Here is a 25,806-nt window from a genome sequence, read left to right on the forward strand (position 1 = left end):
TATGAAAAGATATGCATCATGAAAGCCTTATTTGACTATATTCCACTCATCATATTTTTTGTTCTTTATAAAACGACCGAACCAACAGACAACACGCATCCGATTTTACAACTCATTGGATCAGCAGGTACGGATAATAACCACATTTTAGTGGCAACATTTGGGCTGATTGCCGCAACTGTAATTATATATGGGTATTTATTCATCAGCCAAAGATTTCACCTAGAAAAGCAGCAGTGGTTTGTGTTACTGATGACGGTGGTTTTTGGTGGAATCACCTTAGCACTTAGCGACGCATTTTATATCATGCTAAAAGCAGTGTTAATTAATGGTGCATTTGCACTGGGGCTACTTATCTCCCCATTATTTAGTAAAGATAAAAGCCCTATCATCAAACGCTTGTTTGAGCCTGTATTTCACCTAACGCATCAAGGTTGGCAGTATCTTAATTTGGCTTGGGTGGGTATGTTTACTGTGATGGCAGGTTTACATACATTTTTTGCATTCATTTTTGCAGAGGGGAAATACTGGGGCGAATTTACCGCTTTTGGTGATATGATTGTCATGTTTATATTTTTGGGTGTGATGTTTTTTTGCCTAAGAAAAAATATCAAAAAAGACATTACCGAGAGTTCTAAACAATCACTTAATAAGTAATAACCTAATAAAAAGCACTGTTTTAACAGTGCTTTTTATTATCTTTGATTTGATTAAATCCATCTATTCGCTGACAAAAGCGATTTTGCCCAGTCCCGCTTTTGATGCCTCAGCCAAAACCTGTGCGACGGTGTCGTATTTACCCTCTTTATCAGCACGCAAATTAATTTGAGGATTTTTGCCTGCATTAACCTGCTCGGTGAAACGCTGACTTAGCTCATCTAAGCTCAGTGCTTCACGGTCCCAATAAATCCCCCCTGCCTCATCAATGCTAATTTGTAAGACCTCAGGCGGTGCATCATTCACCGATGCCGAAGTTTTTGGTAAATCAAGCGGTACACTTGGGTTTAGCACCGTTGCTGTTACCAAAAAAATAATCATCAAAACCAACATGATGTCAATCAGCGGAATAAGGTTCATCTCATTCATGCCGCTATTGTCATGATCACCCAACTCAAAAGCCATCAGACCCTCCTTTATCGTACAATCTTAGACAGAATTTGATGGGCTGTATCAGTTGCCAGATGAATCGCTTGCTTGTTGATGCGTGTGGCAATGTTATAAAAGATCACCGCAGGTATTGCAACCGCCAAACCCAAACCTGTCATAATCAATGCCTCGCCCACAGGCCCTGCCACTTGTGCCAAGCCTGCTTGACCTGTTGCACCGATGCTATGAAGGGCATGAAAAATCCCCCAAACCGTACCAAACAGCCCAATAAAAGGTGCGATGGAAGCTGTTGTACCAAGAACGGGCAGACCTTTTTCAAGTTCATAACGATGATGAGCGATTTGTTGGAGCAGTGTTTGCTCTGTTGCCATCTTGCGTTGGTCAAATGGCAGATCACCCAAGTTTTGGATATTGATTTGGGAGGTTAGCTCATCAACAATATTTGCTGTGCGACGCCGAGAGTTAATCACACGCATGATGCCCACAATCCAAGATGCCATTGATAAAGCCAATAAGACAAAAAACAGTGTCTTACTCACCGCATCGGTATGCGACCAATAAAATCCAAAATCCATAAATTCACCTCAAATTTTCAAAACTCAATCAGATGACCAAATATTTGGGCAACTCAACTAAGTTGTCATAAGAATTATTGCTAAAAATCAGTTAAAACCACAAAATTAGTTGGTACAAGACTCATCTTTTTGTAATTTTAGCGTAATCGGATAAATTGCAGTGCCAACACGCGTGATGTTACCCTCTCTAAACGGATGCAGGCGACCACGACCGATTTGACGGGTAATCTGTCGGTCTAATTTGGCATCGCCTGTTGAGCCATTTAAATTGACATTAGAGATTTTACCCTCAGCATCAACACGGAAACTCACTTGAAGCGTGGTGTCAATATCACTTCTTGCTGAACAAAAATTATTCACTCTGGGCTTGGTTTTCCAGCTGGCATTACTGATATTAATGCCGCCTTCCACAGTCTGATTTTGGGCAGGCTGACCGCCCCCATGATTGCCTGCTTTTTTGGCAGCATTAGCAGCCGCTTGGGCAGCGGCGGCAGCTTGTCTTGCAGCAGCTGCTTGGGCTTCTTTTTGTGCTTGTTCTCGGGCTCTGCGTTCGTTGTCAAGTCGCTCCTGCTCACGCCTTGCGTTTTCTAAGCGTTCTTGTTCCCTGCGTTCATTTTCAAGGCGTTCTTGTTCAAGTCGCTCTTGTTCTTGAATTTTGGCCAATTGTTTTTGCTGGGCAACCCAAGCCTCTTGAAGTCTTTGTTGTTCTAAGATGGCTTCTACATCAATCTCGGGCTCAGGTTCAGGCTCGGGCAATGGCTCAGGCTCGGGTTCAGGAATCGGTTCAGGCTCAGGCAATGACTCAGGTTCAGGTGGCGGTTCAGAAATGGGTTCAGGCGGTTCAACAACCTCAGGGGTAGCAACCTCTGGCTCTACAACAGGCTCTGGTGTAACAACAGGTTCGCCTGGTGGTTCGGGCGACTCAAGGTCATTAAGTGCGATGGGTTCAGGCACTGGTTCTTTGATAAATTCAATCTCTAAAGGCGGTGTGACAGGTGGCGGTATGATTGGTTTTATGGTCATATTCGCCAATCCAAAACCTACCAATCCATGCAAAACAGCTGCGATAGAGATAGCCAACACTTTGATTTTTTTGGAATTATCCACTTAAAACACCCATAAACAACCAAATATGGTATATCTATTGACAAAAAATAAAAATAGTAACGATAACGATTATCAGTTGGCATATTATGAACGATTTGGTTATAAATTGCAATGCTTTAGTAAAATTTATTTCACCAAAATCAGCTGCCAACTGATCGAAAAAAGTTATATTATAACATTAATTATCAATCTGCCAACCTCTCTCAAAAAGTTTGCTTAAATTTTATGGCGCAGTATTTTTTCTTGACAATTTATATAACTTTGCTAAGATTTGAAAACTTGTTTATTATACAACTATTCTCAAATCCATAAAATTAGTTATAAGGATGACTATGAACTTAAAATTGACCATGCTGACTACCACTTTAGTGACAGCTTTAGGAATCAGCGCTTGTAGCTCCCCATCGCAGCCATCAGCATCACTGCCGCCCAATAAAGACACACTCATCATCGCCAATGGTGACGAACCTGCCACGCTAGACCCCCAAAAAAGCCAAGATACCACCAGCTCTGCCATCATTCGGCAGATGTTTGAAGGCTTGGTGATGACTGACGCCCAAGGCAAAATCATACCTGGTCTAGCCGAAAGTTGGGAGACGACGGATAATAAAGTTTGGACCTTTAAATTGCGCGATGCCAACTGGTCAAATGGTGATGCCATCAGCGCGCATGATGCCGTCTTTGCGCTTCAAAGATTGGTCGATCCTGCCACTGCTACTTATTATTCCAGCTATTTGGTCGACGCCAAAGTTCACAATGCCGAAAAAGTCGTAACAGGCGATCTGCCTGTGGACGCTCTAGGCGTTAAGGCATTGGACGATAAGACATTACAGATCACCTTAGATGAGCCTGTACCTTATTTGGTGGATATGTTGGCGCTGCCAGTTGCTTATCCTGTACCCAAAGCGGTCGTACAGGCACATGGGGACAGCTGGCTATCACTTGACAACATCGTGGTGAGCGGTGCTTATCGATTAAGCGACTGGGTGGTCAATAGCCATATTAATCTTGAGCGAAATCCTGCTTATTATGATAACGCCAATACAGCCATCGAAAAGGTGCAATTTTTACCGATCACATCAAGTGCTGGCATGAATCGCTACATGACTGGTGAGCTGGATATCAATGGCGTGCCGCCAGAAGTTATGGATAAGGTTCGCAAAGATTTGCCTAATGAGATGCATACCGCTCCCCGGCTTTGTACATACTATCTAGAGCCGAATTTTAAGTCAGCACCATTTGATGATGCGCGCATACGCCAAGCGCTATCTATGAGTATTGAGCGTAAAACACTGACCGATATTCTAAAACGCGATAACCCTGAAGCGTATCAGTTTACGCCCCTAGCCATTCAAGGCATCACTAAGATTAGCCCAGATTGGCAAGCACTTGACCAATCCACACGCTACGAACAAGCGATCAGCTTACTCAAAGACGCAGGATACGATGCTAACAATCCACTGAAATTTGAATTTTTTTATAGCACCAGCGAAACAGCCAAGATGCTCGCCAGTGCGATTGATTCCATGTGGAGACAAAATTTAGGTGGTGCTGTCCAGGTGTCTTTGATCAACCAAGAATGGAAAACTTTTTTGGATACCAAAAACCAAGGGCAATATAATTTGGCATTTTCGGGCTGGTGTGCTGATTATAATGAGCCAAGCAGCTTTTTGAATATGCTAAAAACAGGCGGTAGCAGCAACACTGGCAAATATAGCAGTCCGCAGTACGACGCCATTATGGCACAGACGCTGCAGCCAGGCATTGATGATGCCGCTCGCAGCCGCCTGTATCAAGAAGCCGAAACTTTGATCGCCAAAGACACCGCGATCATTCCAATGTATTCAGCAATCAGTGTACGCTTGGTAAAACCCTATGTCAAAGGCTTTTCACATGACAATCCTATGGATGATTATCATGTCAAAGACATGTCCTTTGAATGATATCTGATAAAAGTGCTTATCCAGCTTTTGGCAGGTGATTTGGCGTTATCAGATTCGGCTCATTTTCCACCCAATAATGACAGCCAATGCTATGCGGGCGATCTAAGCTTGCTTTTGCGACCAAATAAGCGCACATGGTGAGATTGAGCTGCTCGATTTGGCTTTGAGTAGTAAGATTTTGGGTGGATAGATCAGCCAAAGCCCCCGCCAAAAGCTCGACAGTTTTTGCCACATCCTCTTGCCTGCGCATTACTCCAAGATGCTGCTGCATCAGCTGCTTAATCTGAGCGACATCCAATGGCATACTTGATGCCAGATTAACATTCTTTTGATGCGTTTGAACCGACCAATTAGGCAGTACATCACGATTTGACCATTTCGCCAAAGGTTCTTGCAAAGATTTGGCAGCATTTTGACCCATTACCAAACATTCCAGCAATGAATTACTCGCCAACCGATTGGCACCATGCAGCCCTGTATAGGCCATCTCACCCAAACAATACAAACCCACCACATCACTTCGCCCACTGACATCTGTCAAAACACCCCCACAAAAATAATGCTGTACTGGCGTTACAGGAATTGGCTGCTTGGTTATATCCACGCCTTTAGCTAAGCACGATTGATAAATTTTTGGAAAATGCTGCTTGATGAATTCATCTGATTGATGACTGATATCCAAAAATACGCCCTGAGCGGTACGCTGTGCCTCTTTGGTAATGCTTCTTGCGACAACATCTCTGGGTGCAAGCTCTAGACGCTCATCATAATTTGACATAAAGCGTTCGCCTTGAGCATTAATGAGCCGCCCACCCTCGCCTCTAACTGCTTCTGATATCAGTGCTGTTTGAGCCATACCGTCATCAAAACCTGTTGGGTGAAATTGAACAAATTCAGCATTCACAATGCGGCAACCTGCTCGGTACGCCATAGCAATACCATCACCAGTACAAACCTCTGGCGCTGTGGTATATTGATAAATCTGCCCTAAGCCACCAGTGGCAAGCACCACTTTATCGGCATCATATTTTTTGGGTTGTTGATTGATGAGACATACCACACCTTTACAATGCACTTTTTTTGTCTTTGCATCAATCTCAGTCAAAATATCTGTAACAAAACACCGCTCAAGCACATGGATATTTGGGCGAGTTTGCATGTTTGCCCAAAGGCACGCCATGACTGATTGACCTGTATGATCAGCCACATGGCAAATACGGCGTCTATTGTGCCCACCTTCTTTGGTTAAGTGCAAACCTTCTTTCGTTGTACTAAAAGGTACTGCCAAAGAACTAAGCCAAGCAATCGCATCAGCACCTTGACGAATGATTTGCTCGGTTGTGTGGGGGTCGCACAGACCCGCACCTGCGATGAGCGTATCTGTCACATGCTCCTGAATGCTGTCAGTTGGTGCTATCACCGCAGCGATGCCACCTTGGGCAAAGCGGCTTGATGTATCAGCAATTTCACCTTTGCACATTAACAAAACTTGGCAATCTTTTGGTAAAGATAACGCTACTGTTAAAGCCGCCAAACCGCTACCAACAATGATCACATCATAAGAATCTGGTTTCATTTAGGCAACTCCCAAACCATGAACCGTGGGTTTTTTGGGCAATGTTTTTGAAAATTCAATCATTTTATCCAACGCATGGCGTGCATCATTCATCAAAGACTCAGTCAGCTGAATTTCACCTGTACCATATTTGAGCGCTTGATAAACCCCTTGGACGCCATTCATGGCCATCCAAGGGCAAAATGCACAGCTTTTGCAAGTTGCACTATTGCCTGCTGTCGGTGCTGCAATGAAAGTTTTTTGTGGTGCGTGCTTTTTCATTTCATGCAAAATCCCCAAATCGGTTGCAACGATGAAAGTTTTTTCGGGACGATGAATGGCAGCTTGTAATAGCTTACTGGTAGAACCGACCACATCTCCTTGAGCGACCACGCTGGCAGGGGACTCTGGATGCACTAAAGTAATCGCTTCAGGGTGTTCGCTCTTAAGCTGCTCAAGCTCTATTGATTTAAATTCATTATGCACAATGCAAGATCCTTGCCATAAAATCATATCCGCCCCTGTTTTTTGGCGAATGTACTCTCCTAAATGACGATCAGGACCCCAAATGATCTTTTCTCCTTTGGCGTGTAAATGACTGACAATTTCAAGTGCGACCGAAGAAGTGACCACCCAATCAGCACGCGCTTTGACAGCGGCACTGGTGTTGGCGTAGACAACCACTGTTCTATCAGGGTGTGCATCACAAAATGCACTAAATTCCTCAATTGGACAACCCAAATCCAACGAACATTCAGCCTGTAAATCAGGCATTAATACTGTTTTGTGCGGACTTAATATTTTGGCACTCTCACCCATAAAACGAACGCCTGCGACCAATAAAGTCTTGGCGTCATGTGCCGCCCCAAACTTAGCCATCTCAAGCGAATCCCCAACACAGCCACCTGTCGCCAATGCCAAATCTTGAATGTCAGGATCAACATAGTAATGTGCAATAATCACCGCATCTTTTTGGATAAGCAGATCCTTAATATTGTGTTGGTATTGGGTCAGTGCGTCTTTTGGTAGCTCAGGCGGGATCTTTGCCCACGCTTGCTTGATGCGACACGATGTCGTTGGCATATTTGATAAAGGTGCTTCATAATCAAACGCTTGCTGGGTATTTTTGTGCATCACATGCTCCTTTTTGCATCAGCTTAAATGATTACTCAGATGATTTATGCTCATTTTGAGTATTAATTTGACATATTATGCTCATTTTGAGTATAATGTAAAGCAGTTTTTGATAGGATATCGCTTTTTAATCAGTCTGGTTATCAAAAGTACATTGAAAATTAGTAAGATTTTTTTTAAAATGATGATTTTTCAATGACTGTGAATTATGAGCATACATTCATCAACCAATACTCCCCAACAAACTGACGGCTTGGTCGATCTTGTAACGGTTTTGGCTGCTGTTACTGATCATAAAGCTCGTATCTTAACGGTCAGCGGCGGTGATAAGTTGCCCAGCGGTCAGCTGACACCCATTCATCATTCACTACAAGCTGGTGTTAAAGACTGGGTACGCACCCAAACCGCTCAGCCAATGGGTTATGTGGAACAGCTGTATACTTTTGTAGATGGTGAGCGTAAAAACGCACAAGGTATGCCCGTTTTGTATGTCAGCTACCTTGGGTTGGTTAAAGAAGCCACTGCCCACAGCCTAAACCCTGATGCCACTTGGCAAGATTGGTATGATTATTTTCCATGGGAAGATCGACGCCATAGCAGTGAACCCATTGAGATTTTATCAGGTCTGTATGCTTGGGTGGATGCTGGCAACGATACCCAAGAACGCCAAGAACGGCTAAGACGGGTTCAATTATGCTGGGGTTTACCACCTTATTCGTGGTCAGAAGAGCAGGTGCTACTACGCTATGAATTATTGTATGAAACAGGATTGGTTGCCGAATCGCCTTGGCAAAACCCAAATTTTGCTTTTCACCATACTGGTCGTTTTATGCAGCATAGCCATCGCCGTGTACTAGCCACGGCACTCGCCAGATTGCGTGCCAAGATAAAATACCGCCCTGTTATTTTTGAATTGATGGCAGATGAGTTTACCTTATTTCAGCTTCAAAAAAGCGTCGAAGCATTATCAGGTCAAGAACTGCATAAACAAAATTTTCGCAGGCAAGTTCAGCAGCAAAACCTGATAGAAGCCATTGAAGGCAGGTTTGCTCATGAGCGTGGTCGACCTGCACAGCTTTACCGATTTAAAGACACGGTACTACTTGAGCGTTTGTTATCTAACACTCGCCTGCCTGTGAGCAAATGATTTAAGATAATGATTAATAAGATAAGGATAAATTCATGAAAACGCCATTATTTGCATTGCCTGATGCCCTACTGATACCCACAGTCCAAGCAGCACTTTTAGAGGATTTGGGGCGGCGTGGTGATGTTACCTCCGCTGCTGTCATCGCCAAAAATAGCACAGCAAATCTTGCCATCGTCAGCCGTGATACAGGCATTTTGGCAGGCATGGATTTGGCAAGGTTGGCTTTTGAATGTATTGATAAAACAATCAACTTTAGCCCAAATGCCTCAGATGGGGATACTATCAAATCAGGTCAAGTGTTGGCTTATGTATCGGGCAATACCCAAGCCTTATTACAAGCCGAAAGAACAGCACTAAATTTTTTGACACATCTAAGCGGTATCGCCAGCATGACCGCCAAAGCAGTTGCCCAAATATCGCACACACACGCCAAAATTACCTGCACACGCAAAACCACACCACTTTTAAGAAATCTACAAAAATACGCTGTGCGAGCAGGTGGTGGCTGTAATCATCGAATGGGGCTAGATGATGCGATCTTAATTAAGGATAATCACTTGATTTATTCAGGTACGCTTAAACAGACCATCGCCAACGCCAAAGCAGCCGCAGGGCATCTTATCCCCATTGAAGTTGAAGTGGATACCATCGCACAGCTTGAAGAAGCCTTGGAGGCTGGAGCGGACTTTGTTTTGCTTGATAATATGGATAACGATACCCTAAAGCACGCCGTATCACTTTGCCAAGGCAGAGCAAAAACAGAGGCATCAGGTGGCATTACCTTTGAACGACTCAAAGCGGTGGCGGATTGCGGTGTTGATTATATTGCTTTGGGCTATCTCACCCACAGCGTGATTAATCATGATATTGGCTTGGATTTTTTGGATTAAGACAGTAATAACTTTTTAATCCATAATTAAATTATACTAAAGCACCATTAAGGTGCTTTATCTTAAGCATGTTATACAACAGTTATTTAACACTAAGGAGCGTTATATACAAAAAGTACTCATTATTTTAGGTTATGTACACCCTGTTATTGCACTTATCTGAACTTACATCATAGCTGATAAATTTATTTAGCTATTTTTAATACCCACCTGACTAATCTTAGGGATATGTTTGAGTACCATTTAGGGTAATCCTAGGGGTAATTGACATAAAACAATTACCCTAAAATTACTCTGCTCCAACACTTGCCATCAAATCAGCGTGATGTTCACGCAATAAGCTGTCTAAAAGCTCAGTCAAATCCCCTTCCATGATGGCATCAAGCTTATATAAAGTTAGGTTAATGCGGTGGTCTGTCATGCGTCCTTGGGGGAAATTATAAGTACGAATTCTTTCTGAGCGATCACCTGAACCGACCAAATTGCGTCGCATATCGCTTGTTGCATCAATTTGGGCTTGAACTTTGGCTTGTTGAATGCGAGCTACCAACATTTTCATGGCTTTTTCTTTATTGGCATGCTGAGAGCGTTCTTGTTGGCATTCAGCCACCACCCCTGTTGGGATATGTGTGATGCGTACTGCTGAGTCAGTTGTATTGACATGTTGCCCTCCTGCACCACTTGAGCGATAGGTATCAATACGCAAATCACTTGGGTTAATCTCAACAGTATCATCAATCTCAACCTCTGGCATCACCGCAACTGTACACGCCGAGGTATGTACACGCCCTTGAGATTCGGTGGCTGGAACTCGCTGGACACGGTGCGCGCCGCTTTCAAATTTCAGTTTACCGTACACGCCCACGCCAGAGACTCGGCTGATAATTTCTTTATAGCCGCCATGCTCACCTTCATTGGCAGACAATACCTCCACTTGCCAGCCTTGGGATTGTGCATATTTTTGATACATTCTAAACAAATCACCCGAAAAAATCGCCGCTTCATCACCGCCCGTGCCTGCACGAATCTCCAAAAATGCCGTCGCCTTATCATTAGGATCTTTAGGCAGCATCATCACATTGAGCGCCTCCTCGAGCGTCTCAATGTTTGCACGCGCCACCTCAATTTCATCAAGCGCCATTTCTTTCATCTCAGGATCGCTCAAAAGCTCATTGGCAGTTTGTAAGTCTGCTTCTGCTTGCACAAAGTCCTTCCAAGCAGCGGTGATCTCAGATAGGTCGCTATGCTCCATGGATAACTCACGGAACTTTTTGTTATCGCTGATGGTATCAGGATCAGATAAAAGCGCGGTAACCTCTTCAAAACGATCAACCATTTGATCCAAGCGGTGGCGTAAAGATTCTTTCATAAATTTATTTCAGCTAAATATTTGGTAAATCAGTTATTTTGCCATATTTTTTAGGTTTTTGCACCGTTTTATGGGTGTAATTGAGTGGTTATAAAGCTTATTCCTTAAATTTGGTTGTTTCATCATGCTTGATTGTGCTAATCTGTCGCAAATTGTAATCTTTTATCAAGTAATCTTTGCAGTACTTGTACGTCTTGGCAGGCTTTCATAAAACCCAGTAGCTGCGATGTTTGAAACTTTTTGAGTATGAACTTATGACTGATACAACCCTAAACCAAAGCCATAAATTGACTTGGCGCTCATTTGGACCTGGTATTTTGATGGCTTCTGCTGCCATCGGCGGCTCACATTTGGTCGCCTCGACACAAGCAGGTGCTTTATACGGATGGCAGCTTGCGATTATGATCATTCTTGCCAATTTTTTTAAATATCCTTTTTATCGTTTTGGCACAGAATATGCCTACTCAACAGGTAATAGCCTAGTGGCAGGCTATGCCAAGATCTCACGCGTGTATCTTTGGGCATTTTTTGTCTTGTGTATCATTTCAGGTATCATCAGTACAGGCGCGGTGGCGCTGCTTTGTGCGGTGATCTTGGGGCAGATTTTACCTTGGGAGCTAAACACGCTTGCGCTCTCAGGCATCGTGATGGTTACTGCATGGGTGCTATTATTTGCAGGTCATTATCGCTTTTTGGATGGCTTAACCAAATGGATCATCGCTTCATTGACAGTGGCAACTGTGGCAGCTGTATTTATCGCTGCAGGCAAGCCTTCTGCCATGGCAGCTGACTTTATTCCTGCCTCACCTTGGAATTTGGCGGCTCTTGGATTTATTGTCGCACTCATGGGCTGGATGCCGGCACCGCTTGAGTTTTCTGCCGTTACCTCAGTGTGGACTTCCAAGAAAATTCGCACCGATCATACCAGCCGTTTTCAGGGTTTTGTCGATTTTAATGTTGGCTACTTTACTTCAGCGATCTTGGCAGTATTATTCTTGGCGCTTGGTGTATTTGTACAATATGGCACAGGCACCGAGATCGCGATGCAAGGCGGTGCTTATGTGCCACAGCTGATCAATATGTACACCGAAACCATCGGCAGCTGGTCAAAAATGCTGGTCGCTGCGATCGCCTTTTTGTGCATGTATGGCACAGTCATCACCTGTGCTGACGGCTATGGTCGTACCAATTCAGAAAGCCTATCGCTGATTTTGACCAACACCACAACCGACACCGAAAAATATGTCGCCAAATGGACTGCATTCACGATTGTGGCAGGCTATGGCTTGATCGCATTCTTCTTAGGTCAAATGGCGGCACTGCTCAAATTTGCGATGATCTCAGCATTTGTGACCGCACCGATTTTTGCTTATTTGAATTACTCTTTGGTCAAAAAAGAAGGTCATCTGAGCACCATCATGAAATGGTATGCGCTGGCAGGCATTGTGTTTTTGACAGGCTTTACCATACTGTTTTTATTGCAATTTTTTGGTATGATTGGCTAAATTTATCTATCTTACCCCAAGCTATCGCCAAGCCAAATTTGCTTGGCGATTTTTTTATGATTATGTAGTTGTTATAGATTGGTTCATGTATTAGCTTATTTTTGATCAGTCATCCGCCAAAAAAGCCAAAAATTTATCAAAATCGGTTGCCAAGCCTTCAAAAATACTGTTTAATATACTTATTCCATATCAAGAACAAATGTTCAGTATAAAGAACATATCACCCACTGGAACAAAAGGAAGTCCTATGAGCCAAACCAATCAGTCTTTACTCACCCGTCGCCAAAACGTGTTACCCACAGGGCTTGGCGTAGCATTCCCCATCTTTGCCGATCATGCCAAAAACAGTGAGATTTGGGATGTCGAAGGCAAGCGCTACATTGATTTTATCGGTGGCATCTCGGTGCTCAACACAGGGCACAGTCATCCGCGTATCGTCGAAGCTGTCAAGGCTCAACTAGACCGCTTTTCACACACATCAGCGCAGATTGTCAATTATGAAAGCTATGTTGAGCTGTGCGAAAAATTATGTGAGCTTGCCCCCATTTCTGGCGACAAAAAAGCCTTTTTATTGACCACAGGTGCTGAAGCGGTTGAAAACGCTGTCAAGGTGGCGCGCGCTAAGACGCGTCGTCATGGTGTGATTGCTTTTCAGGGCGGCTGGCATGGGCGCACCTTGCTTGCGATGGGCTTGACTGGTAAAGTCATTCCTTACAAAAAGAATTTTGGTCCCATGCCTGCGTCCATTTATCATGCGCCGTTTCCTTGTGAAGAAAATCATGTCAGCGAAGAAGAGGCGCTGCATGGGCTTGAGATGATCTTTAAATGTGACATCGATCCTAGTGAAGTGGCAGCCATCATCATTGAGCCTGTCCAAGGCGAAGGCGGTTTTCATCAGCTAACGCCCAGTTTTGCCAAATCACTGCGTAAGATTTGTGATGAGCATGGCATTGTACTGATTTTTGATGAGGTTCAGTGCGGTTTTGCTCGCACAGGCACGCTGTTTTGTGCTGAGCAGCTTGGTGTTGAGCCAGATTTGATGACCTGCGCCAAAGCACTGGCGGGTGGTTTTCCCATCTCGGCACTGATCGGACGCGCGGACATCATGGATGCGCCGCAAGTCGGCGGCTTGGGCGGCACTTACGCTGGCTCACCGCTTGGCACAGTGGCAGCACTGGAAGTCATTAAGATCATTAAAGAGGAAAATTTACTAGAAAAAAGTCAAACCATTGGCAATAAAATGTCAGCATTTTTGGAAAATTTAAACAGCCCAATGATTCAACATATCCGCCATAAAGGCGCCATGCTTGCCTTTGATATCGTTGATAAACAAGGCAATCCTGATGTCGATCAAACCAACGCCCTAAAATCTTATGCCTTTGAGCAGGGATTACTGCTGGCATCTTGTGGCACAAACTTCAACACCATCCGCGTGATGATGCCTTTGACCATTCAAGATGAAGTATTGGATGAAGCTTTTGAAATCATTGGCAAATTTTTTCAGCGCTAAGCATTGATAGCGATATGCCAAACTTACCCAAACTGCAAAGTTTGGTACAAAACATCTTGGCATCCAAAATCAGTGATATTTTGGATGTCAGCCATTCAAATAAAAAATCATGGCTTTGGGTGGCTAAATTCACATAAAATAAGGATTTTTTATGGAAAATCAACATGGTTTAAGTAAATCTTTAAGCACCATTGACATCGTCGCACTCGCTTTTGGTGCGATGATTGGCTGGGGCTGGGTTGTGCTGGCGGGCGGCTGGGTTAGCTCTGCTGGCGTGCTTGGTGCGGTCGTTGCTTTTTTAATTGGCGGACTTGCGGTGCTACTCATTGGGCTGGCTTATGCTGAATTGGCAGCGTGTATGCCCATCACAGGTGGCGAGCACACTTATACGCATCGTGCTTTTGGGGTGCATGTCTCTTTCATCTGTTCATGGAGTATTCTATTTGGCTACTTGTCTGTCGTCGCCTTTGAGGCGGTTGCCCTACCGACTGTGGTTGAATATCTCATTCCTAATTTTAATCAAGGCTATATGTACAACATCGCAGGCTGGGATGTCTATGCCACCTGGGTGGCGGTTGGGATGCTTGGTTCCATCATTGTTACTTGGCTAAATGTTCGTGGTCTAGAAGTCGCTGCATGGTTCCAAAAACTTGCCGTTCTAGGGATTCTTTTTGTTGGTATCATGCTGTTTGTTGGGGCACTGCTATTCAATCCTGAAGCCAGATTTGATAATCTTGGCTTACCAAACTTTATCAATGGTACAGCAGGCATTATGACGGTGATTATTATGGTGCCGTTTATGTTTGTGGGCTTTGATGTGATTCCACAGGCAGCCGAAGAGATTGACCTTAGCCGTCCTAAGATTGGTTTGTTTTTGATTGTCTCGCTCATCATGGCGATCATGTGGTACATGGGGATTGCTTGGAGTGTGGGCTACACATTATCCGCCGAACAAGCTGCCAGCTCAAGCCTAGGTACTGCGGATGCAATGATGAATGCTTGGAATAGCAAATGGGCAGGCGTATTGCTGATTATCGGTGGTGTTTTGGGCATTTTGTCCAGCTGGAATGCGTTTTTGATTGGCGGCAGCCGCCTGATGTACGCCATGGCGAAATCACATATGTTGCCAGAATTTTTGGGTAAAATTCATCCAAAATACGGCACGCCTGCCACAGCAATCATGCTGATTGGTGGTTTGGCGACACTGGCACCATTATTTGGTCGTAAAACGCTTGTGTGGATTGTAGATGCAGGCGGCGTGGGCATTGTCATTGCTTATACTTGTGTGGCAGCAGCGTTTTTATATTTGCGCTTTAAAGAGCCTGACATGGTGCGACCTTTTAGAGTACCTGCCGGCAAATTGGTTGGGGTCATCATCTTATTGGTCAGTATCGGTATGATCAGCCTGTATCTGCCTTGGGCACCATCAGCGCTGACACCTGTGGAATGGGTTATCTTTGGCGTGTGGTGCTTGATTGGCGCACTCTTATACGGCTATGCTTATAAGAAAAATCCTGGCAAGAGCCAAGCTTTTATGGACGAAGAAATCCGCGCCATCAAAGAAGCCAATCAAGTTTGGCTCAAAGAAAATGGTATGCCAAGTCTTGCCATCGAGCGACAAGCCAGTCGCCGCAATCCTTAAACAAAATCAGCATATGATTTGACAGCGGCTTTTGTCGCTGTTTTTATTTTAATGAATTAACCCAAAACTCAAAGGTCAAGTTGCAAGGTCGAAATAAGTCAAGCCATAAGGGCAAATCATTTATGACCAAATTCATTCAGCCAATTAATAACACATAAAAAGCAGCGCCTTTTGCACTGCTTTTATTGATGAGAGATTTAGTGAAAGTTATTCGCTGACATCCATGCACCAATATTTGGTGGTGACATACTCTTCGATGCCATATTTTGAGCCTTCACGCCCAAAGCCTGACTGCTTCACACCGCCAAATGGTGCAACTTCAGTTGATAAAAGCCCTGTATTTTGGGCGACCATGCCATATTCTAGTGCTTCAGAGACACGCCAAGCACGAGCATGGCTTTGGGTATAAAAATACGCTGCCAAGCCATAGATGGTATCATTAGCATGGCGGATGACTTCTTTTTCATCCTCAAAGGTCATGATCGGTGCAATCGGACCGAATATCTCCTCATGAGCAATATCCATCTCATCATTGATACCGCTGATGACAGTTGGCGTAAATGACAGCTGGCTTGCCTCATGCGGTGCACCGCCAGTGACCAAGGTCGCCCCTTTGTCAAGCGCATCACCCAAAAGCGACTGCACTTTTTTGAGTGCCTGTTGGTTGATTAGCGGTCCGACATCGGTTGAGTCATCAGCGCCATCACCGACCTTGAGCGCCTCCACTTTTTGCTTAAACTTCGCCAAAAATTCATCCTTAACCGAGCTTTGGACATAGACGCGGTTAGCACACACACAAGTTTGCCCTGCGTTTCGATACTTTGAAGCAATCAGCCCTTCTGCCGCCTTTTCTAGATCAGCATCATCAAACACGATGAAAGGTGCATTACCGCCGAGCTCCATGGACAGCTTTTTGACGGTGCTTGCGCATTGCTCCATGAGCACTCGTCCCACTTCGGTAGAGCCTGTGAATGAAAGCTTATGGATGCGTGCATCTTTGGTGAGCACCTCGCCGACCACAGACGATTTGCCAGTAACGACTTGTAATACACCCGCAGGAATGCCTGCTTGTTTTGCCAAATATGCGAGCGCCAGTGCAGAAAATGGCGTCTCGGTGGCAGGCTTAATGATCATGGTGCAGCCAGCTGCCAGCGCGGGCGCCGCCTTACGCGTGATCATCGCCGATGGGAAATTCCAAGGCGTAATCGCGGCGCACACACCCACTGGCTGCTTGAGCACCACATAGCGCAGTGACTGATTGGCGCTTGGGATGACATCCCCATACACGCGCTTGGCTTCGTCAGCGAACCAGCGTATGAAGCTATTGGCATAACCAATCTCCCCGCGCGACTCCTTGATGGGCTTGCCTTGTTCATAGGTCATGATCAGCGCCAAATCCTCTTTGTGCACATCAATCAAATCCGCCCAAGCATGTAAAAGCTTGGCGCGCTCACTTGCTGTAGTATTCGCCCAGCCTACCTGAGCGGTATCGGCGCACTCAACCGCTTTTAGGACCGCCTCTTTTGATAAACTGGGTATCGTACCTAGCGCCTCACCTGTAAAGGGATTGGTCACTGTGATGGTATCACCCGTATCGGCATTAACCCATTCGCCGCCGATTAAGCAAGCTTGCTTTAGCAAATCAGGGCAGTCAAGGGGAATGGATGAATTTTTGGTCGTCGTTTGGTTCATAGCACATCCTTTTTACTGATAAATTATGACCTAAAAAAACTGTGGATTGAATTAATTGTTCCATATATTGAACATATGTTCTTTATATTGTACAATATAGCACTAAATATTTTGGAATACAAGACCAAAATTCAGGGTTTTGTGACAAGCAAGATCAGTTGCATGAATATCTTGTATAGACAGTTTAAGATATGCGATAATTTGGCAATTTTACACATTTAACCTTATCAATGACATCAGAACCCACCATGACCAGTACACCAAAATCATCAGCCGCCCCCAAGGCAGCCAGCGTACCTGCGCTTGACAAAGCCTTTGAAATTCTTGACTTTCTCACCCAAAGCCCCTCGCCCGTCTCTGCTGCCGCCATCGCCAAAGAGCTGGGGCTCGCTCGCTCTACCACTCACAATATCTTACAAGCACTCAGCGCAAAAGGCGTGCTGTACAAAGATGCCAATCATTTGTTTAGCTTAGGTTCGTATTTATTGTATTGGGCGGGACGGTTTGAGATGGCGCATGGCGTGGCTGGGGTATTTCATGAGCTTGTGGCAAGCTTTGATGAGCTTACGCCCTATACGGTCACCTTATCGACGATAGATTTTGAGCGCGGCGAAACGGTTTTTTTGAGCTCGCATCAAGGCACCAGTGCAATTGACTTTGTGTTTCGGCGCGGCATTCGAGTACCTGCCCTTTTTTCGGCGACAGGCAAAGCCATCCTAAGCCAGCAGCCTTTTAAGCAGGTTGTCTCAATGTATCCAGATTTCCCCGCACCGCTGACCGAGCGCGGCGTGGCTGATTTTGATCAACTCAAAGGAGAGTTTGAGCATATCAAGCAAACGCGCTTATCGCTTGACGACGGTCAGCTACGACTTGGCATGACGTGTATCGGCACCTACATCCAAAGCCCTGATGACAAGGTCAAGCTTGGCATTGCTGTGTCTTTATCCGACAGCGAATATGACAACAAAAAAGCAGAAATTGGCGATGCGCTCATCAAGCTTGCCCAAGCCATCGAAAGCCGCATGGGAATTAGTAAAATTTAATCATCCTATCCGATGGCTTGATCACCAAAACAGACTCAGCTCTTGATATTTATAAAATAAAAGCAGCGGATGGCTGCTTTTATTGATCCTTAAATCGTTGACTTAGATGATGCCATTTTGCTTAAGTGTTTCGATGCTTTGATCATCCAGATATTTGGCAAGCACTTGAGCGGTATCCGCGCCAAGCAGTGGCGGCGCGGTGTGATACTGCGCAGGCGTGTCGGATAATTTGATGGGATTACCCAGCACCTTGACAGGCGAGCCTGCAAACTGATGCACCATGCCGCGGTGGCGTGCTTGTGGTGTGTTGAGCGCTTCATCAATGGTGTTGATTGAGCCACAAGGAACGCCTGCATCATCTAGCAGATCCAGCCAATATGCCCGAGTCTGACTGACAAAAACCGCTTGCATGGCAGGAATCAGCAGCTCACGGTTTATCACACGCTTAGGGTTCGTGGCGTAGCGCTCATCGGTATGCCATGTCTGCCCAAGCACCTGGCACAGTCGCTCAAACTGACCATCATTACCACAAGCAATAATAAAATGACCATCCAAAGCCGCAAAAACCTGATAAGGCACAATGCTTGCATGAGCATTCCCCAGTCTTGGCGGTGTGGCGTTGGTTGCCAAATGGTTCATGCCGACATTAGCAAGCATGGCAAGCGCACTGTCAAACAGCGCCACATCCACCCACTGCCCCCTGCCCGTCTGCTGGCGTGCATATAAAGCAGTCAAGATACCCACCGTCAGCTGAAGACCTGAAAACAGATCCACCACTGCTACCCCGACTTTTTGGGGCGCGCCATCAGCCTCGCCAGTGATGCTCATCAACCCTGATAAACCTTGGATGATATAATCATAGCCCGCTTTATGAGCATCTACTCCCGTCTGCCCAAATCCTGTCAAGGACGCATAAATCAGACGCGGATTGATCGCTTTTAGGCTATCATAATCTAGCCCATATTTTGCCAAATTACCCACCTTAAAATTCTCAACCAAAACATCGGCATCTTTGACCAGCTTTCGTATGACTGCCTGACCGTCTGGATGTGAGATATCCAGGGTTAGCGACTGCTTATTACGATTGACTGTGGCAAAATAAGCACTGGTCATGCTGCCATTGTCATCTTCAAAATTGGGCGGGTTCCAGTGGCGAGTCTCATCGCCCACTTCTGGACGCTCAATTTTTATCACTTGGGCGCCAAAATCCGCCAAAATCTGCGTGGCACTCGGTGCCGCCAAAACTCGTGATAAATCAATCACTTTAATCCCTTGTAGTGCCTGCGGCGATAAGCCCAAATCACTGACGTTATCCATCATCATTCCTTTTTATCATAAACTTTATAACAATAAAAAACGGGCAGGAGTACACCCTCGCCCGTTTTGAAAAATATTTTAAGACATTAAACTAATCAGGCAAAGGCTTGGATACCTGTGATCGCACGACCCAAAATCAGTGCATGGACATCGTGCGTGCCTTCGTAGGTGTTCACCGCCTCCAAATTCATGGCGTGGCGAATCACATGGAACTCATCGCTGATGCCATTGCCGCCATGCATATCGCGTGCCACACGGGCGATGTTCAGCGCCTTACCGCAGTTATTACGCTTAATCAAAGAAATCATTTCAGGCGCTGCCTTGCCCTCGTCCATCAAACGACCCACTTGTAGGGCAGCTTGTAAGCCTAAGGTAATCTCAGTTTGCATATCGGCAAGCTTGAGCTGCATTAGCTGAGTGGCGGCTAAAGGACGACCAAACTGCTTACGATCAAGCGTATAAGTGCGCGCCGCCTGCCAACAAAATTCTGCCGCACCCATCGCACCCCAGGCGATGCCATAGCGAGCTTTATTTAGGCAGCCAAACGGTCCTTTGAGCCCGCGAATGTCGGGGAACGCGTTTTCTTCTGGAACGAACACGCGATTCATGACAATCTCCCCTGTGATTGATGCACGCAGAGAAAATTTGCCTTCGATTTTTGGGGCAGATAAGCCTTTCATACCTTTTTCAAGGACAAATCCACGAATCTGACCTTCGTCATCTTTTGCCCACACCACGAATACATCCGCAACCGGTGAATTGGTAATCCACATCTTAGAGCCGTGTAGCTCATAGCCACCCTCGACTTTTTTGGCGCGCGTTTTCATACTGGCAGGATCAGAGCCTGCATCAGGTTCGGTCAAGCCAAAGCAGCCAATGTACTCACCTGTCGCAAGCTTGGGTAAGTATTTTTGTTTTTGGGCTTCGGTGCCATAGGTATAAATTGGGTACATTACCAAGCTTGACTGCACACTCATCGCCGAGCGATAGCCAGAGTCCACCGACTCCACCGCTCGCGCCACCAAGCCATACGCTACATGCGAAAGTCCTGCACAGCCATAGCCTTCAAGCGTCATGCCCAGCAGTCCAAGCTCGCCCATCTGTCTCATGATATTGGTATCAAAGTTTTCATGGCGGTTGGCTTCGATGATGTTTGGCATCAGCTGTTTTTGACAAAAGCTCTTAGCGGTGTCATAAATCATGCGCTCTTCTTCGGTGAGCTGAGTATCTAGTAACAAGGCATCTTGCCAATCAAAAGGTGGGCGACTCATGATATCTCCTTATCAATGCAATTAATGTCATGGTTATTCAATATACTGTACAAAAGTTCTGTATATTGAAACATGTCCCTATTTAATCAAATAAAACGTGCTTTGTAAAGGGGCGGCGGATAAATTTATTCACCCCTTTTTATTTTGTTAGCCTTGAGCCTGTTAGCGGATATGGGCTGACTTATCATAACCTGAATGATACATACCATCACTCAGACGACTACTTACGATGGCTGCTTACATTTTAATCTCATATTAAAATAGCTCACCCCCCCCAAAAAAAGATGATGAGCCGCCAATAAGGTCATGGCACATTAGCAATGATATGGTTAATGGTTAACCAATTAAGATGCCAACAAGGATTTTTTGCGTAAAAAATCTTGTGCCACTTTTCTTTCATTTTGACCTTGATTTTCTACCAAGTTATTTAAAGATGCCATCTCTTGTTCTGAAATTAGCCCGTCCATTTTCATGAGTGCAGACTCAAGTTTTGGGTACTTTTGTAGTGCTTCTTGTCTGACGACCGTGCCTGCATGGTAATGGGTATAAAATGCCCTATCATCTGTTAGCACTTTTAGATTTGGGTTGGTGAGAGCACCATCGGTAGTTGAGATACTGACGACATCAATTTGACTGTTATTAAGTGCTTGGTATTTTAGGCCAATATCTAAATCTTTGGTATTTTTAAAGTGATAACCGTAAGTATCGCTTAACGCTTGGTAACCGTCATCACGCTCAAAAAAATCATACTCAGCACCAAAAGTAAGATTTGGGCTAACGGGTGCAAGCTGACTAAAAGTAGCAATTTGATTAGTATCGGCATAGTCAGAACGCACCGCCAAGCCGAAGGTATTATCAAAGCCATACATACCCACCCAGCGAAAGTTATATTTGTCTTGATAGCTTATTTTAAGATTTTCTAAAAGCACAGCTTGATCAAAGATTGGCTCATTTTTTAGGACATACAGCCATGCCGTACCTGTATATTCTGGATACAAATCAAACTCACCTTTAAGCATGGCAGGATGGATATTTGCTGTACCCCCACCGATACCTTTAGTAATTTCAACTGCTGTGCCAGTTTCTTGCTCGATGAGTATGGCAAGCATTTCAGCGATGATGAATTGTTCGGTCATGGGCTTGGTGGCAATGCGAATTTTATCATCTTGACTTTGGCAGGCGACCAATAGAACGCTCATAAGTAGCAGAACAGATTTTTTAAGCATGAGATTTTCTCCATTTGATTGATTTTTCAAAATACGCCAGCACAAAGTCAGCCAAAAACGCAATAAGCATGATCAAAATACTACCGACTGCGGTCATGGCGGTGCTATTGGTGGTGATACCACGATATACCGCCACACCAAGCCCACCTGCACCAATAAAAGATGCAACCCCTGCCAGTGCAATGGTCATCACCAGCATCGTACGAATGGCTGATAAAATAATCGGTAATGCCAAAGGCAGCTTAATGCGGCGTAAAATCTGCCAGCGTGTCATTCCAAAGGCCTCGGCGGCTTCTATCAATCCCATATCAATCTGCCGAAGCCCTGTGCGTGTGCCATTAATCATCGGTAACAGTGCATAAATTACCAGTGCAATGATTGCTGAAATATTACCAATACCACTCACCAAAATCAATAAGCCAAATAAAGAAATGCTTGGGATGGTATAAATGATATTGCTTGTTTGAATGACAAACGGTGCAAACTTCTGATGTTCGGTAATTAGCACACCAAGCCCAACACCAATCACGATCGCACAGCTTGCCGCAATACCGCAAATCATCAAATGCTCAACAAACAGTCGCATAAAAAACTCAGAGCGAGTGGTCAGAAGCTGTAGCATCTCTTGAATGATCATCACGCCATATCCTTTGATTTTTTTATAAATTTATTTAAGTGAGTATAAATAATTAATCTGTCATTTTATACGACCAAGACACATATTACAATGTTCAGCGTTATAAATATTGTAAAAGTGGGTAACGGATTATCAAGGTGAGTGCCGATAAGCGACTGGCATGCCTGCCATTGCTTACAGTTATCGGATAAAATCTTGATATTTGCGACCAATGATTACCTTTAATTTAGACCGCCCATCTTAAATGCTAACCGTCGTTAGTAATTATGTAAAGATACTAGACGCTTGCCTCATAAAGGGGTATGATAATCATAATTTTATGGGTGAGATGCTCTGATACCCGATACCACGGAATGACTAATTTATTAAATTTTATTTATAATAATATATTAATAAATTTATATAAAACTGTCAATGTTAGTTAATGGGCAAAAAGGAGATTTACTGTAATTAAAATTAACAACCCAAAACGACACAAATCATCACACAATTTGCAATAAATCATATAGACAACATCTTATAGATAATAAGGATAAATGATGAAAATTTTAATGGTATTAACCTCACACGAAAATCTTGGAGACACTGGTAAAAAAACGGGTTTTTGGTTAGAGGAATTTGCTTCGCCATATTATGCGTTTAAAGATGCTGGTGCTGACATTACCTTAGCGTCCCCCGCTGGCGGTCAACCACCGCTTGACCCAAAAAGTGATGAGCCAGACGCTCAGACCGAATTTACTGAACGATTTAAGCAAGATGCCGCCGCCAAAGAACAGTTGGCAACCACTCATAAATTGGCTGATATTAAGGCTGCCGATTATGACGCAGTATTCTATCCAGGTGGTCATGGCCCAATGTGGGATTTGGCAGTTGATGAGCAATCCATCTCATTAATTCAAGATTTTGTGAATGCCGATAAGCCAGTGGCTTTTGTTTGTCATGCACCCGCCGCACTCAAAAATGTGAAAATTGATGGCGAATATTTTGTTAAAGATAAAAAAGTAACTGGCTTTAGCAATTCCGAAGAACAAGCCGTCAGTCTGTTAGATGTCGTTCCGTTCTTGTTAGAAGATGTTCTAAAAGAAAATGGGGGTAAATATGAAAAAGTTGCTGATTGGCAATCGTATGTGGTAGAAGATGGCCTGTTAATCACGGGTCAAAACCCTGCTTCATCTGAAGATACTGCCAAGCGGTTAATTCAAAAACTACAGGCTTAATCAACCACCGCTGACCATGTCCATGATGATTGCTCTGATGGGATGGTCAGCCCAGCTTATTGATTGCTTTGGTTATTTTGGTTATGATGTCGGCAGATCAGCCATATTGTAATCTAAATACTTCTGAATTCTCTGCTATGAGCTAAAGAGTTAAAATTTCTTTTAGTTGTTCAGTACTCATATCCCAATGAGAAATTCCATAAATCTCACTAGAAAGGTATGTATAAAAACACTCCAGTATTTTAGTATCAAAATAATATATTGGAAAATAATTTCCATATCCTTCATATATTTCCTCAAAATCCTCTTTTGAACTCAAAACCGAAATATTATCAGTTATAAAAATAAAACTTTCGGTAATATAAAAACCTTCATCTTCTTCATTATCAGATAAAAAATTTTTTGGTATGATGGTATATATTTCTATATTGGAAATTTTATTTCTTGGTGACTCATATCTTTTTATCGAAGCAGCTGGTCGAATATACTCCAAGGAAAACCTGACGGCATGCTTCCATTGATTTACATAATCAAACCTACTCCAATCACTAGTAATAAGCTTAAAACTTTCCACATATTTTCCCAGTCGGATATTAACAGTATCTTATTTAGTAAAATAAATAAAATTTCGCATTGTTAATCCTTAAATATTACAAGATCTTTGTCCGCTGCACCCAATCTTTTGCCTTTTTTGTCAAAAATTTTCCAAACCCCACCGTTATGACTATGCATATTCCACTCCAAATGGTCACCCATTCCACTCTTCACGTGACCACTTATTCTACTCTTCATGTGATCATCTAATAGTTATTTTTTATAATGACTATATTAAAATTAATTTGTAGAGGTGGCTAACAGTTGTTAAGACGTGATTTGCTTAGTCTTTTGGACTATGTCGAAAATCTAGCGTCATGTGCCGGATGGTGTAATCAAGACCGGAAGAAGGATGGGTATGTGTACTATAGAATGCAAGGCTGTTATTTGCGCAAGGACTGTTGGGCTTGATTATTGGAAAGCAGGAATCCTGCAATGACTTGGACCATTTATCCAGTATCTGCTTTTGGTTAAGATTTGTGCTGTCAATATAAATCAAAAGCCCACCTGCATTTTGACCTTCCAGTCCAGTAGAATAGCGATAAGCAAGCTGATTTAAGCCTTTAGTGGTATAAGTAGGTCCGCTATAAATTTTTCCTTCACTAATCCATTGATAACTCATATATGGTAAAGTGACGACAATATCAGCGTGACCATTGATAGAAGTGTCATGCCCGGCTTGCCAACCACGAGCGGTCAAAATGACGCAAATAATTACATTAATCAGGTTTTCGCCCTGAGTAGGGTTATTTTTAATCCCTTGAGAGCAAATATTTTTATATTTTGCAAGCTCTTTGATGGCAAAATCTAGGTCGCAATACAAGGCATCCAAAAATTCTTGATAGCTTTTTGGATTGGGTGTTGTGGACAATTGACGTATCTTATTATTGGATAGTTGCGAATTATTTAGCATTAAATATTTCCAATAATTCATCTGAGGGTGAAAAAAAAGTTAGTACCTGCTCTCCAAACTCCTGTTCAGTTAAGCTCTGCCCAGTAAAAGGATTGAAGAAATCGCTAGTTTTCATTGCCTCTATGATCTCTTCTTTATTTGGTACAATTTTAAAACCACCTCTTGGGTGCCAGGCTTCAAAGTTCTGAGTTAGAATATTACATGGATGCCTGGTTAACAAAAATACCGCTTGATAAAAGCTATCGTCATCAACTCTCGGACTAATGCGATATAAATCCATAAAGCTCAAGTGAGAGAAAGTTTTTGGGGATTTTGACACATGGTTGATAATCGCAAGACAAACGCTCGCTACATCTTGAGGGATGTGGCGAGCGTCTAGCTCATTTTTTGCGTTATCAACAATATTCAT

General features: G+C 43.9%; 23 protein-coding genes. 9 read left to right on the plus strand and 14 right to left on the minus strand.

All coding sequences use genetic code 11. From position 1 onward, the window contains the following. Positions 1-18: 18 nt before the first annotated feature. Positions 19-657 (plus strand): inner membrane-spanning protein YciB, encoded by a 639-nt coding sequence (locus tag AO382_RS09295; RefSeq protein WP_064602900.1) that lies wholly within the window; start codon positions 19-21, stop codon positions 655-657. 63 nt (positions 658-720) lie between these two features. Here AO382_RS09295 and AO382_RS09300 read toward each other — a convergent pair whose 3' ends face one another. The 3 genes from AO382_RS09300 to AO382_RS09310 form a co-directional block, all read right to left on the minus strand. Continuing rightward, positions 721-1,122, minus strand: coding sequence for an ExbD/TolR family protein (locus AO382_RS09300; RefSeq protein ID WP_064602901.1), 402 nt, complete (start codon positions 1,120-1,122; stop codon positions 721-723). 11 nt (positions 1,123-1,133) lie between these two features. Next, entirely contained in the window at positions 1,134-1,682 is a 549-nt protein-coding gene (locus tag AO382_RS09305) for a MotA/TolQ/ExbB proton channel family protein (RefSeq protein ID WP_064620497.1), read from the minus strand. 105 nt (positions 1,683-1,787) lie between these two features. Then, a complete protein-coding gene (locus tag AO382_RS09310; RefSeq protein ID WP_064620500.1) occupies positions 1,788-2,789 on the minus strand; it encodes an energy transducer TonB in 1,002 nt (333 codons plus the stop codon). A 332-nt stretch (positions 2,790-3,121) separates the two neighbouring features. Here AO382_RS09310 and AO382_RS09320 point away from each other — a divergent pair, with 332 nt between their 5' ends. Next, on the plus strand, positions 3,122-4,732 hold the full coding sequence (locus AO382_RS09320) for an ABC transporter substrate-binding protein (protein ID WP_064620505.1): 1,611 nt from the start codon (positions 3,122-3,124) through the stop codon (positions 4,730-4,732). Between the two features lie 16 nt (positions 4,733-4,748). On the opposite strand, the gene nadB is transcribed toward AO382_RS09320, so the two are convergent. Continuing rightward, a complete protein-coding gene (gene nadB / locus AO382_RS09325) occupies positions 4,749-6,308 on the minus strand; it encodes an L-aspartate oxidase (protein ID WP_064620508.1) in 1,560 nt (519 codons plus the stop codon). Next, positions 6,309-7,421: a quinolinate synthase NadA gene (gene nadA / locus AO382_RS09330; protein ID WP_064602908.1), complete on the minus strand. Its 1,113-nt coding sequence runs from the start codon at positions 7,419-7,421 to the stop codon at positions 6,309-6,311. It abuts the gene before it with no gap. A 208-nt stretch (positions 7,422-7,629) separates the two neighbouring features. On the opposite strand from nadA, the gene AO382_RS09335 reads away from it, so the two are divergent. Both AO382_RS09335 and nadC read left to right on the plus strand, forming a co-directional pair. Then, positions 7,630-8,568 (plus strand): NUDIX hydrolase, encoded by a 939-nt coding sequence (locus tag AO382_RS09335; protein WP_064620511.1) that lies wholly within the window; start codon positions 7,630-7,632, stop codon positions 8,566-8,568. A gap of 35 nt (positions 8,569-8,603) precedes the next feature. Beyond that, positions 8,604-9,461, plus strand: a complete 858-nt coding sequence (gene nadC, locus AO382_RS09340; protein ID WP_064620514.1) for a carboxylating nicotinate-nucleotide diphosphorylase — start codon at positions 8,604-8,606, stop codon at positions 9,459-9,461. Positions 9,462-9,750: 289 nt separating this feature from the next. On the opposite strand, the gene prfA is transcribed toward nadC, so the two are convergent. Further along, positions 9,751-10,830, minus strand: coding sequence for a peptide chain release factor 1 (prfA, locus tag AO382_RS09345; RefSeq protein ID WP_064620517.1), 1,080 nt, complete (start codon positions 10,828-10,830; stop codon positions 9,751-9,753). A gap of 254 nt (positions 10,831-11,084) precedes the next feature. Between prfA and AO382_RS09350 the strand changes: the two genes are divergently transcribed. The 3 genes from AO382_RS09350 to AO382_RS09360 all read left to right on the plus strand — a co-directional run bounded on the left by AO382_RS09350 (position 11,085) and on the right by AO382_RS09360 (position 15,487). Beyond that, on the plus strand, positions 11,085-12,335 hold the full coding sequence (locus AO382_RS09350; RefSeq protein ID WP_064611429.1) for an NRAMP family divalent metal transporter: 1,251 nt from the start codon (positions 11,085-11,087) through the stop codon (positions 12,333-12,335). Between the two features lie 247 nt (positions 12,336-12,582). Beyond that, positions 12,583-13,845: a 4-aminobutyrate--2-oxoglutarate transaminase gene (gene gabT / locus AO382_RS09355; RefSeq protein ID WP_064620520.1), complete on the plus strand. Its 1,263-nt coding sequence runs from the start codon at positions 12,583-12,585 to the stop codon at positions 13,843-13,845. A 151-nt stretch (positions 13,846-13,996) separates the two neighbouring features. Continuing rightward, the gene (locus tag AO382_RS09360) at positions 13,997-15,487 is read left to right on the plus strand and encodes an APC family permease (RefSeq protein WP_064611427.1); all 1,491 of its coding nucleotides are present in this window, start codon (positions 13,997-13,999) and stop codon (positions 15,485-15,487) included. Between the two features lie 207 nt (positions 15,488-15,694). On the opposite strand, the gene AO382_RS09365 is transcribed toward AO382_RS09360, so the two are convergent. Next, a complete protein-coding gene (locus tag AO382_RS09365) occupies positions 15,695-17,179 on the minus strand; it encodes an NAD-dependent succinate-semialdehyde dehydrogenase (protein WP_064620523.1) in 1,485 nt (494 codons plus the stop codon). A 248-nt stretch (positions 17,180-17,427) separates the two neighbouring features. Between AO382_RS09365 and AO382_RS09370 the strand changes: the two genes are divergently transcribed. After that, positions 17,428-18,222 carry an IclR family transcriptional regulator gene (locus tag AO382_RS09370; protein WP_064620563.1) on the plus strand — a complete coding sequence of 265 codons (795 nt, stop codon included), beginning with the start codon at positions 17,428-17,430 and terminating at the stop codon, positions 18,220-18,222. A gap of 102 nt (positions 18,223-18,324) precedes the next feature. Here AO382_RS09370 and AO382_RS09375 read toward each other — a convergent pair whose 3' ends face one another. The 4 genes from AO382_RS09375 to AO382_RS11335 all read right to left on the minus strand — a co-directional run bounded on the left by AO382_RS09375 (position 18,325) and on the right by AO382_RS11335 (position 22,673). Further along, positions 18,325-19,539 (minus strand): CaiB/BaiF CoA transferase family protein, encoded by a 1,215-nt coding sequence (locus AO382_RS09375; RefSeq protein ID WP_227513677.1) that lies wholly within the window; start codon positions 19,537-19,539, stop codon positions 18,325-18,327. A gap of 95 nt (positions 19,540-19,634) precedes the next feature. After that, the gene (locus AO382_RS09380; RefSeq protein ID WP_064620528.1) at positions 19,635-20,810 is read right to left on the minus strand and encodes an acyl-CoA dehydrogenase; all 1,176 of its coding nucleotides are present in this window, start codon (positions 20,808-20,810) and stop codon (positions 19,635-19,637) included. 344 nt (positions 20,811-21,154) lie between these two features. Continuing rightward, the gene (locus AO382_RS11330; protein ID WP_201030229.1) at positions 21,155-22,036 is read right to left on the minus strand and encodes a glycine betaine ABC transporter substrate-binding protein; all 882 of its coding nucleotides are present in this window, start codon (positions 22,034-22,036) and stop codon (positions 21,155-21,157) included. Continuing rightward, a complete protein-coding gene (locus AO382_RS11335) occupies positions 22,029-22,673 on the minus strand; it encodes an ABC transporter permease (protein WP_241498360.1) in 645 nt (214 codons plus the stop codon). Before AO382_RS11335 ends, AO382_RS11330 begins: the two co-directional genes overlap by 8 nt. Positions 22,674-23,212: 539 nt before the next feature. Here AO382_RS11335 and AO382_RS09390 point away from each other — a divergent pair. Then, complete coding sequence (locus tag AO382_RS09390; RefSeq protein WP_064620531.1) at positions 23,213-23,890, plus strand: type 1 glutamine amidotransferase domain-containing protein; 678 nt, start codon at positions 23,213-23,215, stop codon at positions 23,888-23,890. Between the two features lie 142 nt (positions 23,891-24,032). Here AO382_RS09390 and AO382_RS09395 read toward each other — a convergent pair whose 3' ends face one another. The 3 genes from AO382_RS09395 to AO382_RS09405 form a co-directional block, all read right to left on the minus strand. After that, entirely contained in the window at positions 24,033-24,464 is a 432-nt protein-coding gene (locus tag AO382_RS09395) for a hypothetical protein (RefSeq protein ID WP_064620534.1), read from the minus strand. 303 nt (positions 24,465-24,767) lie between these two features. Further along, a complete protein-coding gene (locus AO382_RS09400; RefSeq protein WP_064620537.1) occupies positions 24,768-25,397 on the minus strand; it encodes a hypothetical protein in 630 nt (209 codons plus the stop codon). Beyond that, on the minus strand, positions 25,387-25,806 hold the full coding sequence (locus AO382_RS09405; protein WP_064620540.1) for a hypothetical protein: 420 nt from the start codon (positions 25,804-25,806) through the stop codon (positions 25,387-25,389). The genes AO382_RS09400 and AO382_RS09405 overlap by 11 nt, the downstream gene beginning before the upstream one ends.

Source organism: Moraxella catarrhalis (assembly GCF_001656295.1).
Lineage (GTDB): Bacteria > Pseudomonadota > Gammaproteobacteria > Pseudomonadales > Moraxellaceae > Moraxella > Moraxella veridica.

Excerpts from the sequence above, each read along its gene's own strand:
- AO382_RS09300 (WP_064602901.1), bottom strand. The coding sequence starts at position 1,122 with ATGGCTTTTGAGTTGGGTGATCATGACAATAGCGGCATGAATGAGATG.
- nadC (WP_064620514.1), top strand. The coding sequence starts at position 8,604 with ATGAAAACGCCATTATTTGCATTGCCTGATGCCCTACTGATACCCACA.
- AO382_RS09305 (WP_064620497.1), bottom strand. The coding sequence starts at position 1,682 with ATGGATTTTGGATTTTATTGGTCGCATACCGATGCGGTGAGTAAGACA.
- nadB (WP_064620508.1), bottom strand. The coding sequence starts at position 6,308 with ATGAAACCAGATTCTTATGATGTGATCATTGTTGGTAGCGGTTTGGCG.
- AO382_RS09350 (WP_064611429.1), top strand. The coding sequence starts at position 11,085 with ATGACTGATACAACCCTAAACCAAAGCCATAAATTGACTTGGCGCTCA.
- AO382_RS09295 (WP_064602900.1), top strand. The coding sequence starts at position 19 with ATGAAAGCCTTATTTGACTATATTCCACTCATCATATTTTTTGTTCTT.
- AO382_RS11335 (WP_241498360.1), bottom strand. The coding sequence starts at position 22,673 with ATGATCATTCAAGAGATGCTACAGCTTCTGACCACTCGCTCTGAGTTT.
- AO382_RS09390 (WP_064620531.1), top strand. The coding sequence starts at position 23,213 with ATGAAAATTTTAATGGTATTAACCTCACACGAAAATCTTGGAGACACT.
- AO382_RS09400 (WP_064620537.1), bottom strand. The coding sequence starts at position 25,397 with ATGCTAAATAATTCGCAACTATCCAATAATAAGATACGTCAATTGTCC.
- AO382_RS09320 (WP_064620505.1), top strand. The coding sequence starts at position 3,122 with ATGAACTTAAAATTGACCATGCTGACTACCACTTTAGTGACAGCTTTA.
- AO382_RS09380 (WP_064620528.1), bottom strand. The coding sequence starts at position 20,810 with ATGAGTCGCCCACCTTTTGATTGGCAAGATGCCTTGTTACTAGATACT.
- AO382_RS09375 (WP_227513677.1), bottom strand. The coding sequence starts at position 19,539 with ATGGATAACGTCAGTGATTTGGGCTTATCGCCGCAGGCACTACAAGGG.
- AO382_RS09370 (WP_064620563.1), top strand. The coding sequence starts at position 17,428 with ATGACCAGTACACCAAAATCATCAGCCGCCCCCAAGGCAGCCAGCGTA.
- AO382_RS09335 (WP_064620511.1), top strand. The coding sequence starts at position 7,630 with ATGAGCATACATTCATCAACCAATACTCCCCAACAAACTGACGGCTTG.
- AO382_RS09405 (WP_064620540.1), bottom strand. The coding sequence starts at position 25,806 with ATGAATATTGTTGATAACGCAAAAAATGAGCTAGACGCTCGCCACATC.
- prfA (WP_064620517.1), bottom strand. The coding sequence starts at position 10,830 with ATGAAAGAATCTTTACGCCACCGCTTGGATCAAATGGTTGATCGTTTT.
- nadA (WP_064602908.1), bottom strand. The coding sequence starts at position 7,421 with ATGCACAAAAATACCCAGCAAGCGTTTGATTATGAAGCACCTTTATCA.
- AO382_RS11330 (WP_201030229.1), bottom strand. The coding sequence starts at position 22,036 with ATGCTTAAAAAATCTGTTCTGCTACTTATGAGCGTTCTATTGGTCGCC.
- AO382_RS09365 (WP_064620523.1), bottom strand. The coding sequence starts at position 17,179 with ATGAACCAAACGACGACCAAAAATTCATCCATTCCCCTTGACTGCCCT.
- gabT (WP_064620520.1), top strand. The coding sequence starts at position 12,583 with ATGAGCCAAACCAATCAGTCTTTACTCACCCGTCGCCAAAACGTGTTA.
- AO382_RS09360 (WP_064611427.1), top strand. The coding sequence starts at position 13,997 with ATGGAAAATCAACATGGTTTAAGTAAATCTTTAAGCACCATTGACATC.